This window comes from Psychrobacter sp. SC65A.3 (assembly GCF_025642195.1).
GTDB lineage: Bacteria > Pseudomonadota > Gammaproteobacteria > Pseudomonadales > Moraxellaceae > Psychrobacter > Psychrobacter cryohalolentis.
The window spans coordinates 2,125,700-2,139,124 of sequence record NZ_CP106752.1; the positions used below are offsets into that span (position 1 = coordinate 2,125,700).

Here is a 13,425-nt window from a genome sequence, read left to right on the forward strand (position 1 = left end):
TGGTACTTTATAATTGATGCTCTATATAACATGGTGCAAGTGCGCTATTAGATAAAAGGTAAATAAACAGTAACGTTATGATGTCTCCTGCCCTTATCTCAGATATGCTGCTTCCTGTGTGGGTAAGCATCAAGCTTGCTGGTGTCACTACCTTATGCTTGCTGGTGTTCGCAACCCCATTAGCCTATTGGCTGGCAAAGCCGAGTCGTGGTCAGATTATTGGGCGCATCAAAATTATGCTCATGGGCGTGATTGCGATGCCGCTGGTCTTGCCGCCTACTGTGATTGGTTTCTATTTGTTATTACTGTTAAGCCCCAATTTTGGTATCGGTAAGTGGCTGTTGCAATACAATATCAGTGCCTTTGTATTTACCTTTGAAGGACTGGTCATTGGCTCTATTATTTACTCGTTGCCTTTTTTTGTTCAGCCTGTCTATGCGCAATTTTTACGCATTCCAACCAGTGTCATGGAGGTTGCAAGCTTACTGGAACCTAGCCGTTTCAGACGCTTTATACGGGTAGCATTACCGCAAGCTCGAATCGGTATCATCCTCGGCAGCTTAATCAGCTTTGCGCATACCATTGGCGAGTTTGGCGTGGTATTGATGATTGGTGGCAGTATTTCGGGGGAAACCAAAGTGGTCTCCATTGCTATCTATGAACAAGTAGAAGCATTGAATTACGAGGCAGCACACATGATGTCTGCTATTCTTATCATAATGGGTATGGTCATGGTGGCGCTGATTGCAAGTGTCAGTCGAGTCTATCAGCGCCCATAAGCGCATGAGTCAAATTTAAAATTTATGCGGTTTTTTAGCACCTTTATTTTCTTCTTAAGCCTATCTGACTTTCGATTTTTTTGCATACACAACAAAAAACCCTCATCCAACCGATAAAGTTAGCATGAGGGCTTTATTAATCATATTTAAAAATTCATAACTGTTTAAAAATGGAACTTCACTAAAGCGCTCGCGGCATTCTGTGTTTTGTCACTACCAAATTTATTCTTCCAGTAGCTATATTCCATACCGACTTCTAAGCGGTTATCAATGCCCAACACTTCTTGTAAGTTGTATTTTAATTGCGGATTGATATGGATATTATCTTTCACAGAATCATCTTCGCTGTTAAATGCATAGTCAACATAACCATCTATGACAAAGTTATTTTTCTCCCAGCCATAGGTTAAGGTAATCTGTTGATCATCAGCATTGTCCTTATCATTAAACGCATGATATAACGATGCCGATGCATATTTCATACCCGGAATAGGGACATTTAAATCCGCGCCAACGCCTACCAAATAGTTATCTTGACTAAAACCATTACTGTTTGAGCCAAACTCGTACTGCCCCGCTAAATTGACTTGTTTGATAAAGCTGTTATCAAACTTTGCCAGCTTAAGTTTGGGCGCAAGCTCACCATAGGTTTCCTTAAACTCTTTACCTGCTGCATTTTCTTTACCTTGATGGCGATCGACAAAGAAAAATACACCACCCCATGTATGGGTCGAGGCATGCTCTAAAGTAACGGTGGTTAAGGTTTCTTGAGGCACTAGCTCATAATCAGTACCGTAAAGCGCTGAGATACTGGTATCAGTGAAGAGCACTTTTGCTTGAGCGCTGCTCATAGCGCCTAAAGCAGCAATAGCAACAAGCGCATAGGTTAGCTTATTAGTGATTAATGATAGGCTTATAGATGAATGATCACGCACAGTAGTATTCCTTTATTTACAGTCGTTGGTGCCTAGCAACATTGCCATCATGGTTATCATGGTTATCATGGCTATAAACGGGGTTTAACTTCCTGTTAAAGCGCACCCGTACTGCTAGAGGGAAAAAGGCTATTAGCTTTCAATAAAAATAAAACGTCATCAAAAAAAGCATCAATGCTGCTGGAACTACAAAAATTTTCTTAATAACTTATTTCAGTAATTCCAATTTTGGCAGCAATTATTAACACTTTGAAACAGTTAAGCATGTTTTATAAGGGCTGACAACTGCATTTTAGCGCCAAATATCAGTAAAAAACGTACTCTAAGTTATTGATATCATCTAAGTTTATGATTTTATTAAAATAACTAACTAAATGGTCAGGAATATTAATTTTGTAAAGGAGGAAGAAATATTGTTACTGTGGTCAATAATCTGCTGCTGAAATACTTGGAGAATTTCTAGACAGAAAAAAGCCTCAATTATGTAAATAATCGAGGCGACATTTGCTTAAACAATAACATCTAAATACAGTCTTAATTATTTGGCTAAGTGGGACGAGAAGCTCGAATTTTCTTATTTGATACTTATTTATCTAGCCATCATCAACTCAACATTGACTTGAAAGTAAGACTCATCTTTTATAGTAATACTGACCTTGCCATTATGGGCATTGGCGATAGCTTGCACGATAGATAAGCCTAAGCCTGTTCCCGAATGCATCATATTCGTTTTATCATGACGGTAAAAGCGCTCAAACAGCTTATCAGCCTCTACTTGAGTCAATGGTTGATCCAATCGATTGGTGATCACTACCTTGAAAGATGCAGGATTTAATATAGATAACCACATATCTTGCTTATCACTCGTGACAGTATGAGGCACAGTCGGGATCTCAATACTAGAGGCTTCAATAATGATCACACTGTCACTAGCAGCATAATAAATGGCATTTGACATGAGATTGGCGAACAGTCTTTGTAATAAGCTTTCGTCTCCTAGCACAGCTTGAAAGTTGCCCGTCTTTTCAAAAGAGATATTCCGATCTTCTGCGATTAGCTCATAGTAATCAATAAGCTTAGTGAACATTGACTCGGTATCAATCTGATTGAGCTGTGAGTTAGACAGCCCTTTTTGTGTCTTTGCTAGCAGCAGCATATTATTAATCAGCGTAGATAACTGCTCAAGGGTGTCATGCTGATGGTGCAGCTGCTCAACATATTCATGGCTTGCTCTAGGCTTACTTAACATCACTTGGGTTTGAGTGCCAAGCGTCGCCAGCGGAGTACGTAGCTCATGGGCAATATTATCTGAAAAGCGTGATAACGATTCAAAATTACTTTCCAGCTTTTCCATCATTAAGTTATAAGACTCAGCCAATGGTCGTAGCTCTAAGGGCATATTACTGACCACCACCCTTTCATGTAACTGCTCAGGATTAATACCCTTCATCTTTTGTACGATAGTAGCTAGGGGAGCAAAACCCCAGTGTACACTTAGTGCTGCTACTGAAACCAATAATAAGGTAATGGCGATAAGTATCAAGCTCAGCTGGCGATTAAACTGGATAAGATATTGATGATGCACATCGATAGGTAGAGCAATAAATGCCAAAACCTCTTGATGTGTAATGATAATGGCTCGGTAATGCCTATTATTTATCTTGATCATAAACTGCTGATCGCGATAGTCCTGCAATAGTTGTAACAAGCTAAAATCTGCCGGTAGATCATTGATGAAATTACTGGGATCGCTGGATAATAATTTGCCGTTTTTATCTGATATTAGCGTTTTTAAATCATAATCTAGCCAAGAAGAATGTAGGTGATTGTCATCAATGAGTGATTGGGACTTTGAAGCTGTTAATGGCTCTACTTCTTCGCCCAAGGCAACCATACGTTTGCGCAAATTAAACGCGGCATGAGTAATGATCTCTGAGTCCATTTGCTCAAAGTGCTCGTTAACAGAGCGCTGAACCCATATATAAATAATGACTTGAGAGATGACAACAAATATGGTCAGTAAAAAAACAGTGCGCCATAACAGCGGCCAACGCCGATTCTTAGATTTATCTCTCATTTGATGTCAGACTGTCTTTATTAATACTATCGTCGCCCATGCCACTATCCACGTCGACAGCCAGTGGCTCTAACTTGTAGCCCATTCCGCGTACCGTATGAATCAGCTTTATATCAAATCCATCATCAATTTTTATCCGCAAGCGCCTTATAGCCACGTCAATGACATTCGTATCGCTGTCAAAATTTATATCCCATACTTGCGAGGCAATCACAGTACGTGGCAGTACTTCACCTTGACGTTCTAGGAAAAACTGTAATAGAGCAAACTCTTTGGCAGTCAGTTTGATAAGGGTGTCGCCTCTGTATACAGTGCGTTTGGCAATATCCATTTTCAGATCAGCGGTATGGATGACTGTGCTTTTATAGTCCGATTGGTTGGCACGTCGCAGCAAACTTTTTATTCTAACAATCAGCTCAGCAAAAGCAAAAGGCTTGGTCAGATAATCATCGCCACCAATTTCAATACCTTTGATTCGATCACTTAAATCATCTTTAGCGGTTAAAAATAAAACAGGCGTATGCTTTCCAGCGGCACGGTAGCGCTGTATCAGCTCAAAGCCACTGACGTCAGGTAGCATCACATCCATCAGCACCACACTAAATTCTTCAGTCATTAGCGCATGATAGCCATCTAGACCAGTCATATAATGATCCACGATGAAGCCGGCCTCAGTTAAGCCTTTCTTAATATATTCTCCAAGTTTTTGCTCATCTTCTACTAACAGTACTTTCATCGTCGCTTACCTTCATATCATTATATTTGTCAACAGCGTATCACTAACGTTGTTAGATTATCATCTATATATTTATCAAAAGTCCTTGTTATAACGGCGCTCTACGGATAAAAGCGGATAATGACATTTGGTTCTAATGACAAGTAGATGACAGTATTGTTTTGTTTCTAACAAAAACGTCATGTCCGTGTCATCTAGCTGTCAGCCTCTATTTAGTATTCTAAATCAACGCCACATAAAAGCTTGTCTCTGATTTAGACCGCTTCTATGAGTTAGGCGATTATCTTACTTAAATGATTTATTATTTGAATTCAAAGGGTTTTAAATGAAAAAATATAGTACATTAAAAAAAGCAGCTTTACTTTCAGTATCAATGTTAGTTGGTATGTCAGCGGCCAATGCTCACACCACGAACTTAGATGCTTCTATTCTTAGTAGTTGTGATGCGGTTACTAGTTTTGCAAAGAACGCAGATCATAACGATGCACAAATTTCTAGCGCGCAAATGAAAGGTTATGTCGATGCGAGAGTCGCGTGTCAGGTTCAGCATCAGGATCAACACTTGCAATCTGAAAAATATTTTGTGAAAAATTATAATAGCGAGAAGTAATACTAAAAGATTACTTGGGATATTGAAATCCCAATATGTGAAGATGACAATATTGTAATCTTAATGTCATGTGCCAGTCAGAACGAATAATGTATCATTGAGGCTGGTCTAACTGCTTTACCCTCAATAGATCTTAATCCAATCAATAGGAATTAATTATGTCGCAATTTAAAGCACTGACTAAATCAATCGCCATTACTGCCATCGCTCTTGTTGTATCAACCTCAGCTCTAGCGCATGACCCTAAAATGCATGCTGAAAAAGATCAAATGAACTGTGAAAAAATGCAAAAGCATATGCAAATGATGGGAAAAATGGATCATAGCAAGATGGACATGAATGACCCTGCTATGAAAGCCATGATGGCCAATATGAGCAAAATGAAGCAAATGTACCAAAAACATTGTGTGACTACTGACAGTAAATCTTAAAAATTTCAGCTCTGTTAACTCACAGCTCCTCTCTAATAGCAGAGAGAAATTAACGGAAATAAGTTTTTAGGAAAATATATGAAGTTTTTATTGGGTGTGCTCTTTACTTTATTTGTGGCAATCGTTGGGATGTTTGCGGTTGTCAGCAGTGGCGTTGTCAACGTGGGTGCAGACCAAGAGCATAGCCCAATGATGTATAGCTTTTTAGAAACTGCGCGCAATCGTTCTATACAAACTGCCAGTAAAGATATTGTGGTACCAGACTTAGAGAAGGTTGACATGATCAGCTCTGGTGGCGCGGACTATAAAGATATGTGTGCAGGCTGTCACTTGTCTCCGGGAGTGGCACAAACTGACTTTAGCGAAAGCTTATATCCGAAGCCGCCCAACTTTACCAAGGCTGATATCGTCAAACGTTATCAAACTGAGGACGGTGCAAAGCAAAGCTTTTGGGCCATCAAACATGGCATTATGGCTTCGGGAATGCCTGCATGGGGCGCCTCCCATGATGACGATAGAATGTGGGCAATGGTCGCTTTTATCAGATCGCTACCTGAATTAGATGAAGCTCAGTACACGATGCTAACCACTCGGATAGATGGCGATATGATGGACATGTCATTTGATGGTGATATGAATATGTCGGATGATGGTATGGGTATGGAGATGTCGGAAGATGGTTCTGGAATGCAGCATTAACCCTATCTGTATATAGAAGCATCATCATTAAATGTTATCGTTATTAATAATGCAGTACTGAACGGTGCTGCATTTAACGTTTTTAGTTAAGACCACAAATATAGGGTCCAGTTTTTAGAGTATCGAGCATAATAATAGACACTTAAAGGTGATTTGATGAGACATTACATACACGGGTTTCCTAATGGACATCACTGGTTATCCGGTCGTGTCCTTTTATTGATGGCGGTATCGGCACTACCCCTTACACTAGCCGCTTGTAGCCAATCTACTACCAGTGTCCCTGATTCTCAACCAGTAAAGGTTGAACAGTCTGCTACTCAGAAGGCACAAGTACTAAACGAAAGTTCGGCTCCGGCAGATGCTCCTGCAATCGACCCATCATCATTACTCAAAAACGTCTCAGCGACCGTCTATAAAGATGCCAACTGTGGCTGCTGTAAAGAATGGGTAGGCTATGCAAAAGACAATGGATTAAGTGCAACCGCGCAAGATGTGGCAGATGTCTCTTTATTCAAGGATCGCTATGGCGTACCACAGCAAATGCGCTCTTGCCATACCACCGTTACTACCGACGGTTTCGTCTTTGAAGGACATGTCCCTGCTAAACACATGGCTCAGTTCTTAGAAAATCCTCCTATACAAGCCATTGGTCTTGCCGTACCTAGTATGCCAGTTGGCAGCCCCGGTATGGAATATCAAGATAAATTCATGCCTTATAAAGTAATGCAGCTTAATAAAGACGGCACCACAGAAGTTTATGCCGCTATTGATTCTCCTCAGCAGCAACTATAATTTTGATGGTTGTTTTGGCTGAGATCTGGATAAATTGAATGTGAGTAGCATCAAAAGCGGCTTAATAAGATTCCCAATCGTAATTGACGTATCGTTAAATATTATAACCATAAGCTTAACCACCATCTCTCAAATTAAATTAGGTCATCATTATGAATAAACAGAACATATTGAACCGCCGACGTTTTTTAACCGGATCCTCCGCTGTCCTTGGCGCCTCCTTGATACCGACCATGGCCAGTAGTGCATTGGGACACTCAAGTCGTTCGGGCAGTCAGGGTGCTACTATCAATAGTGACCAAAACACTCATAAAGTGCCTATATTGACCGGTAAAGAGTTTGATTTATACGTCAGTAAACAGTCCGCTATTGTCAACGGTAAAAAGAGCATGGCAACGCTGATCAATAATTCATTACCAGCACCGACGCTAAAGATGCGTGAAGGCGATACGGTGGTGATACGTGTTCATAATCAGATGGATGAATCAACCTCTATCCATTGGCATGGACTACTAGTACCGTTTGAGATGGATGGGGTGCCGGGTATTAGCTTTGATGGCATTCCTGCAAACAGCACCTTTACTTATAAATTCAAATTAAAACAATCAGGCACCTATTGGTATCACTCACACAGTGGGTTCCAAGAACAAACCGGTATGCTGGGTGCCATTGTGATTGAACCTAAAGGTCGTGAGCGTCATCCTATCGAAGAAGACCACGTGCTCGTGCTCAGTGATTGGACCAGCCGCAACCCGCATAATCTCTTAAAACTGCTCAAACAGCGCGCAGATTTTGATAACTATCATCTGCCAGACTTCAAGAAGCTACTGTCTGATATTGCCGAAACAGATATGAAAACCGCGTTTGATAAGCGTAAAATGTGGAATCAGATGCGCATGATGCCCACTGATTTTACTGACTTGTCGGGTGAAAACACATTTACCTACCTTATCAATGGCAAAACCACCGCAGCTAATTGGGCACAAATCGTCAAAGCAGGACAGCGCGTTAAATTACGCTTTATCAATGCTTCAGCGCAAACCATCTTTGATGTGCGCATACCCGGTCTCAAAATGACTGTGGTGGCAACCGATGGTATTGATGTCGCACCCGTTGCGATTGATGATTTTCGTATTGGCGTGGCTGAGACCTATGATGTCATTGTCACCCCAACCAAAGATGCCCATACCATATTTGCCCAAAACATAGACCGTTCAGGCTATGTCGCTGCGACGCTTGCCACCAAAGAAGGCGCTCGTGCGGCAACGCCTGCTATGGACAAAATCGAATGGCTCACCATGGCAGATATGATGGGCGCTATGGGTGCTGATGGTTATAAAGCCAAGCATGCCAAAACTGAGTATGACTTCAAATCTGACATGCGTGTGGACAGTCCACGTATGAACCTTGATGATCCCGGTATTAACCTGCGTAACATTGATAGAAAGGTGCTGAACTATAGCCAGCTGCGCTCTGTCGATGAGGCAATATTTGCAGAGCAGCGCAAGCCTACCCGAGAGATCGAGTTACATTTAACTGGTAACATGGAGCGCTATATCTGGGCGTTTGATGGGGTTAAGTTCAGTGAAGCGACACCGGTTAATATTAAGCCGGGTGAGCGCGTGCGCATTACCTTAGTCAATGACACGATGATGAACCATCCGATGCATTTACACGGCATGTGGAGCGATTTGCGCATGCCTAACGGTGAGTTTCAGGTGCGCAAGCATACTATGATGGTGCAACCAGCTCAAAAAATTAGCTTTGATGTCACAGGAGAAGCTGGTCGATGGGCATGGCATTGTCATCTGCTCTATCATATGGAAGCCGGTATGTTCAGAGAAGTGGCGGTCGTTTAAGCAAATCTTTGGTTGATAGGTGAGAGATGAGATGAAAATACATAAAGTGGGTTTACGGTTCGCTGGGGTATCATCATTGGTATTACTAGCATCATCATTTGCTAATGCTGCTGACCCGTCCACTGCTAAAAAAGACATGATGATGTCAGGCATGGATCATAGTAGTATGGACATGTCAGATATGGATCACAGCGGCATGGATATGTCAGATATGGATATGTCAGATATGGACATGTCGGATATGGATCATAGCGGTATGGACATGTCTGGTATGGATATGTCGGATATGGATCATAGCAAAATGGATATGTCTGGTATGGACATGTCGGATATGGATCACAGTGGCATGGATATGTCAGGCATGGACCATGGCAGTATGGATATGTCAGGTATGCAAGGTGGTAAAGCGCCAGCTGATGCGCGCAGTTCCGACTATTCAAACGGCGTTCCCTATGGACAGTATGGTAAGCCTATGATGATGGGTGATATGCCATTATGGGGCGTTTCTGTAGATGATTTAGGTTATCAGTTTGACGACGATCAGATTAATTATGAGGTTGGTGCTTGGTATGGCCTAGATGAGCGCCGTCTCTCTTTACGCAGTGAAGGTAGTATTAAGACCGAAGGTGATAAAGAAATTGATAGTCTGACCTCACTATCTTACTGGAAGCCGCTAAGTATCTTCTGGAATGGCGAGGCCGGTGTTGCTTATGATACCGAAAATGACAAACCTGCCATTATGGCGGGTATTGTCGGTACTATGCCTTACTTTATTGAAACCGATGCCAGAGCTTATCTGTATTCTGATGGACAAGTTCGATTGGACCTTGGCGCAGAATACGAGTGGCGTTTGAGCCAGCACTGGGTTGTGATACCGGAAGTAGGACTAACAGCCTTTAGTAAAAAAGACAGCGACAATCATATTACCAAAGGTTTTAACGAGATGGATGCTGAAGTGAGGCTCACTTATGAGACATTCAGTCGCCAACTTGCGCCTTATGTGGGTGTGAGTTATGAGACAGCGCTTGGTAGTGCTCGAGATCAGCGTCGTCAACATAATGAATCGGTTGATAGCAGTAGTTTGACTGCGGGGGTTAAATTCTGGTTCTAATATTATTAATGTAATAGGAGATATACTATGAATGCTTCAGATCAAAACAACATGAATCATCAACAGGGCATGAACCCTTATATCAAGTTCACCCTGATGATTGTGACGTCTACGATTGTGATGTACATCATGATGTATTTCAATACTTATGAATGGAGTCATGTTTACTTTAGTGAAACCCGAGCTTATATGGCGCTCTACATGGGTGCGGGTATGGCCGTCATTATGCTCGCCTTTATGGGTAATATGTACAAAAAAACCAAAGTTAATTTGATGGTTTATGGACTGAGTGTGTTGATGTTTGCCGTTGGGATATGGGGCGTGCGCTCTCAATCAACGGTCGATCAGGTCGATTGGATGCAAGCGATGATACCACATCACTCGATTGCTATTTTGACCAGCTCAAGAGCAGATATCGAAGATCCTAGAGTGCAACAGCTCGCTGACGATATTATTAAAGCGCAAAAGCGTGAAATCGCTGAGATGCAAGCGCTGATCGAAGAGCTTGAATAGACAATGATGTATGTAAATATTATAAAGCTCTCTAATAAAAAAATACCTGCATTCATGCAGGTATTTTTTTATTAGAGAGTAAGCTGTTTCAAGAAAAGTGACAAAAAATAAAATGGCAAGTTCATAAAAATAAAGGGTTTAAAGAGAAATCCAAACACAAAAAAACCTCAAACAATCTAATATTTGAGGCGAAACTTGCTTAAACTTAACAGTTTAAATTCGTTTTAAATATGGCGCAGCGGACGGGACTCGAACCCGCGACCCCCGGCGTGACAGGCTAGAACCACTAAACTTTATAAATCGTTATTAAGTTATATTAACCTATAAAAACATACATATCAATATCTTAAGTCAATAAATAGCTATGACGTTTGGCGCAATTTAAGACATTTTACATGAGCTATATTCCATATTTTGGTCAAAAAAATGTTTAATTATTGCACATTAGAATTCGAAAAAAGCATAGTAATTATACATGTTTTTTTTGCGTTTATTATTTAGATTAACGTTTTTAGATTATTATCTATTAGATATATCTGGAAAATTAGCGTCTAAAGTTTAAGGAATGGTCTATCCAGTTCAACCACCAAGCTACCCTTTATCCAAACCATAATCTATCCATTTTACCTTTATCTGATCGGTAATATTCGCGTTAGGATAAGTAAATACAGTACCGCCAAGATAAAGCTCATCTCCGATTTTATACGGTTTTTCTTCAAAGGTCAGAATCTCTGTATCCGCATCCCAAGAAAAAGAAGTCTCCTCCATTGCCAGTAAATAAGTGTTGTCTTTAGTCGTTACCTCTTCAGTGTTCATAGCTAAAGCAAGACAGTTATCCACACTTAATATCTGCCTATCTACTAGCTAACTCTCATCTTTATACTTTCTTTATATCCTGCCTATTTATCTTAATAACACTTTTATACTTCTCTCAGCATACTAATGACATTATCCAATGAGCAGCAAGGTCTTAGTAATCTTGCGGCAATTAATTGACTGATCTTGGTGTTAGGAGAGTGCTATGGAAGTATTTTCAGGGCTTATCGCCCTAGGTTTATTTGTCTATTTGCTATACGTACTGATTAAACCGGAGGCGTTCTAATGACCATCCAGGCTTTATCTCAGTTGATTATTTATCTTCTCATTTTATTTACTTTGGGCTATTTTTTATCCGGTTATATCATGCAGCGTATGCAGGCACCGATATCCCGTCTTGAATCACGCGGTTTTACTGCACTCGGTATGCTTGGACGAGATAGCAAAGGTAATGTTGCGTCGGGGATGAACTGGAAACAGTATGCACTCGCTATTGTCTTATTTAACATCATTGGCTTTTTGGCGCTATTTATATTGCAACTGGTGCAAGGCAATCTACCGCTCAATCCGCAAGCGATGACCGGAGTTACTTGGGACTTGGGCATGAATACGGCCATCAGTTTTATGACCAATACCAACTGGCAGGCTTATGGTGGCGAAAGCACCATGAGTTATCTCACCCAAATGATGGGTATGTCGCTACAAAACTTTTTGTCAGCAGCAACAGGTATTGCCGTCGCTTTTGCCTTGATGCGTGGCTTGATATTTAAGAAAAGCGCTCACCTTGGTAATGCGTGGGTCGATTTATGGCGCTGTAATATTTATATTCTATTACCGATAGCGACAATCATCGCGCTTCTATTAATGAGTCAAGGTGTTGTACAAACCCTATCGACCTATATGGACGTGCAAACTCTACAAGGTGATACCCAAACCATCGCCTTAGGACCAGTCGCGTCACAAGAAGCGATTAAAATGTTAGGCACTAATGGTGGTGGTTTCTTTAACGCCAACTCTGCTCATCCATTTGAGAACCCTACGCCTTTTTCTAATTTAATTCAGATGCTCGCTATTTTTCTTATTCCTACTTCACTGTGTTTTTGTCTCGGTAAGATGAGTGGCAACCTGAAGCAAGGGGTGGCGATATTAGCAGCCATGACCGTATTGTTTGTCGGTATGTATTCATTAACTGTGAGTAGTGAACTTGCTGGTAACCCTTGGTTGACATCACAAGTGTCAGGGCTAACCGCTGCTGATGTCAGTGGCAATATGGAAGGTAAAGAAGTGCGCTTTGGTATTGTGGCTTCATCGTTATTTGCCACCATCACTACTGCGGCATCATGTGGTGCGGTAAATGCGATGCATGACTCATTTACGCCTATGGGTGGCTTTGGTTTGATGCTGCAGATGCAATTAGGCGAAGTGGTATTTGGCGGTGTCGGAGCCGGACTGTACGGCATGTTGCTCTTTGCAATATTGGCGGTATTCGTATCAGGGCTCATGATTGGACGGACACCAGAATATCTTGGTAAAAAGATTGAACCATTTGAGATGAAAATGGTTGTATTAGCATTACTTGCAGCACCCACTATGGTGCTAATGGGAACGGCGATTAGTGTGATGACTACGAATGGTCAAGCAGGGATTTTTAATCCTAGCGCCCATGGTTTCAGTGAAGTGCTGTATGCCTTTAGCTCTGCTGCCAATAATAATGGTTCTGCTTTTGCAGGGTTGGGGGCCAATTCGGTCTTTTATAACTCCATGCTTGGGCTTGCGATGGTGGTTGGGCGTTTTGGGGTCATCATTCCAGTACTGGCTTTGGCAGGATCGTTGGCGAAAAAACCAAGACTTGAAGTCAATAGCGGTACTTTACCGACGACCACGCCATTATTTGTGGGTCTATTAGTCGGAACTGTGCTGATGATTGGCGCATTGACTTTCATTCCTGCGTTAGCGCTTGGACCTATTGTAGAGCATATATGGATGATGAAAGGTTAGCCGCTGCCTATTTGTCTAGACTTCAGCAAATTTGCCAAAGTCGATAGATTTGATAATTTGATAAAT

The 13,425-nt window shown here is 41.4% G+C and carries 14 protein-coding genes; 10 read left to right on the plus strand and 4 right to left on the minus strand.

The annotated features are described in order from the left end of the window. The first annotated feature begins 77 nt into the window (after positions 1 to 77). Positions 78 to 779: a molybdate ABC transporter permease subunit gene (modB, locus tag OEG80_RS08945; RefSeq protein ID WP_263240425.1), complete on the plus strand. Its 702-nt coding sequence runs from the start codon at positions 78 to 80 to the stop codon at positions 777 to 779. A gap of 164 nt (positions 780 to 943) precedes the next feature. Here modB and OEG80_RS08950 read toward each other — a convergent pair whose 3' ends face one another. The 3 genes from OEG80_RS08950 to OEG80_RS08960 form a co-directional block, all read right to left on the minus strand. Further along, positions 944 to 1,714, minus strand: a complete 771-nt coding sequence (locus tag OEG80_RS08950; RefSeq protein WP_201532378.1) for a DUF5020 family protein — start codon at positions 1,712 to 1,714, stop codon at positions 944 to 946. Between the two features lie 589 nt (positions 1,715 to 2,303). Beyond that, positions 2,304 to 3,791, minus strand: coding sequence for an ATP-binding protein (locus tag OEG80_RS08955; protein WP_263240427.1), 1,488 nt, complete (start codon positions 3,789 to 3,791; stop codon positions 2,304 to 2,306). Continuing rightward, entirely contained in the window at positions 3,781 to 4,527 is a 747-nt protein-coding gene (locus OEG80_RS08960) for a heavy metal response regulator transcription factor (RefSeq protein WP_263240428.1), read from the minus strand. The genes OEG80_RS08955 and OEG80_RS08960 overlap by 11 nt, the downstream gene beginning before the upstream one ends. Positions 4,528 to 4,852: 325 nt before the next feature. On the opposite strand from OEG80_RS08960, the gene OEG80_RS08965 reads away from it, so the two are divergent. The 7 genes from OEG80_RS08965 (at position 4,853) to OEG80_RS08995 (ending at position 10,545) form a co-directional block, all read left to right on the plus strand. Further along, positions 4,853 to 5,137 (plus strand): hypothetical protein, encoded by a 285-nt coding sequence (locus tag OEG80_RS08965; protein ID WP_149410012.1) that lies wholly within the window; start codon positions 4,853 to 4,855, stop codon positions 5,135 to 5,137. Positions 5,138 to 5,295: 158 nt separating this feature from the next. Continuing rightward, positions 5,296 to 5,568 carry a hypothetical protein gene (locus OEG80_RS08970; protein WP_020443008.1) on the plus strand — a complete coding sequence of 91 codons (273 nt, stop codon included), beginning with the start codon at positions 5,296 to 5,298 and terminating at the stop codon, positions 5,566 to 5,568. A 78-nt stretch (positions 5,569 to 5,646) separates the two neighbouring features. Beyond that, the gene (locus OEG80_RS08975) at positions 5,647 to 6,267 is read left to right on the plus strand and encodes a c-type cytochrome (protein WP_263240431.1); all 621 of its coding nucleotides are present in this window, start codon (positions 5,647 to 5,649) and stop codon (positions 6,265 to 6,267) included. 156 nt (positions 6,268 to 6,423) lie between these two features. Next, entirely contained in the window at positions 6,424 to 7,062 is a 639-nt protein-coding gene (locus OEG80_RS08980) for a DUF411 domain-containing protein (RefSeq protein WP_263240434.1), read from the plus strand. Positions 7,063 to 7,214: 152 nt separating this feature from the next. Continuing rightward, positions 7,215 to 8,921 carry a copper resistance system multicopper oxidase gene (locus OEG80_RS08985; protein WP_263240437.1) on the plus strand — a complete coding sequence of 569 codons (1,707 nt, stop codon included), beginning with the start codon at positions 7,215 to 7,217 and terminating at the stop codon, positions 8,919 to 8,921. Between the two features lie 31 nt (positions 8,922 to 8,952). Next, the gene (locus tag OEG80_RS08990; RefSeq protein WP_263240438.1) at positions 8,953 to 10,032 is read left to right on the plus strand and encodes a copper resistance protein B; all 1,080 of its coding nucleotides are present in this window, start codon (positions 8,953 to 8,955) and stop codon (positions 10,030 to 10,032) included. 27 nt (positions 10,033 to 10,059) lie between these two features. Further along, positions 10,060 to 10,545, plus strand: a complete 486-nt coding sequence (locus OEG80_RS08995; protein ID WP_263240439.1) for a DUF305 domain-containing protein — start codon at positions 10,060 to 10,062, stop codon at positions 10,543 to 10,545. A gap of 591 nt (positions 10,546 to 11,136) precedes the next feature. On the opposite strand, the gene OEG80_RS09000 is transcribed toward OEG80_RS08995, so the two are convergent. Then, positions 11,137 to 11,385, minus strand: a complete 249-nt coding sequence (locus tag OEG80_RS09000; RefSeq protein ID WP_263240440.1) for a hypothetical protein — start codon at positions 11,383 to 11,385, stop codon at positions 11,137 to 11,139. A 181-nt stretch (positions 11,386 to 11,566) separates the two neighbouring features. Here OEG80_RS09000 and kdpF point away from each other — a divergent pair, with 181 nt between their 5' ends. Next, positions 11,567 to 11,647 carry a K(+)-transporting ATPase subunit F gene (gene kdpF, locus OEG80_RS13000; RefSeq protein WP_084674193.1) on the plus strand — a complete coding sequence of 27 codons (81 nt, stop codon included), beginning with the start codon at positions 11,567 to 11,569 and terminating at the stop codon, positions 11,645 to 11,647. Further along, complete coding sequence (kdpA, locus tag OEG80_RS09005) at positions 11,647 to 13,359, plus strand: potassium-transporting ATPase subunit KdpA (protein WP_263240441.1); 1,713 nt, start codon at positions 11,647 to 11,649, stop codon at positions 13,357 to 13,359. Before kdpF ends, kdpA begins: the two co-directional genes overlap by 1 nt. Positions 13,360 to 13,425: the final 66 nt, after the last annotated feature.

Coding starts and splice junctions, on each gene's coding strand:
- modB (WP_263240425.1), top strand. CDS start 78: ATGATGTCTCCTGCCCTTATCTCAGATATGCTGCTTCCTGTGTGGGTA.
- OEG80_RS08955 (WP_263240427.1), bottom strand. CDS start 3,791: ATGAGAGATAAATCTAAGAATCGGCGTTGGCCGCTGTTATGGCGCACT.
- OEG80_RS08960 (WP_263240428.1), bottom strand. CDS start 4,527: ATGAAAGTACTGTTAGTAGAAGATGAGCAAAAACTTGGAGAATATATT.
- OEG80_RS08965 (WP_149410012.1), top strand. CDS start 4,853: ATGAAAAAATATAGTACATTAAAAAAAGCAGCTTTACTTTCAGTATCA.
- OEG80_RS08970 (WP_020443008.1), top strand. CDS start 5,296: ATGTCGCAATTTAAAGCACTGACTAAATCAATCGCCATTACTGCCATC.
- OEG80_RS08975 (WP_263240431.1), top strand. CDS start 5,647: ATGAAGTTTTTATTGGGTGTGCTCTTTACTTTATTTGTGGCAATCGTT.
- OEG80_RS08980 (WP_263240434.1), top strand. CDS start 6,424: ATGAGACATTACATACACGGGTTTCCTAATGGACATCACTGGTTATCC.
- OEG80_RS08985 (WP_263240437.1), top strand. CDS start 7,215: ATGAATAAACAGAACATATTGAACCGCCGACGTTTTTTAACCGGATCC.
- OEG80_RS08990 (WP_263240438.1), top strand. CDS start 8,953: ATGAAAATACATAAAGTGGGTTTACGGTTCGCTGGGGTATCATCATTG.
- OEG80_RS08995 (WP_263240439.1), top strand. CDS start 10,060: ATGAATGCTTCAGATCAAAACAACATGAATCATCAACAGGGCATGAAC.
- kdpF (WP_084674193.1), top strand. CDS start 11,567: ATGGAAGTATTTTCAGGGCTTATCGCCCTAGGTTTATTTGTCTATTTG.
- kdpA (WP_263240441.1), top strand. CDS start 11,647: ATGACCATCCAGGCTTTATCTCAGTTGATTATTTATCTTCTCATTTTA.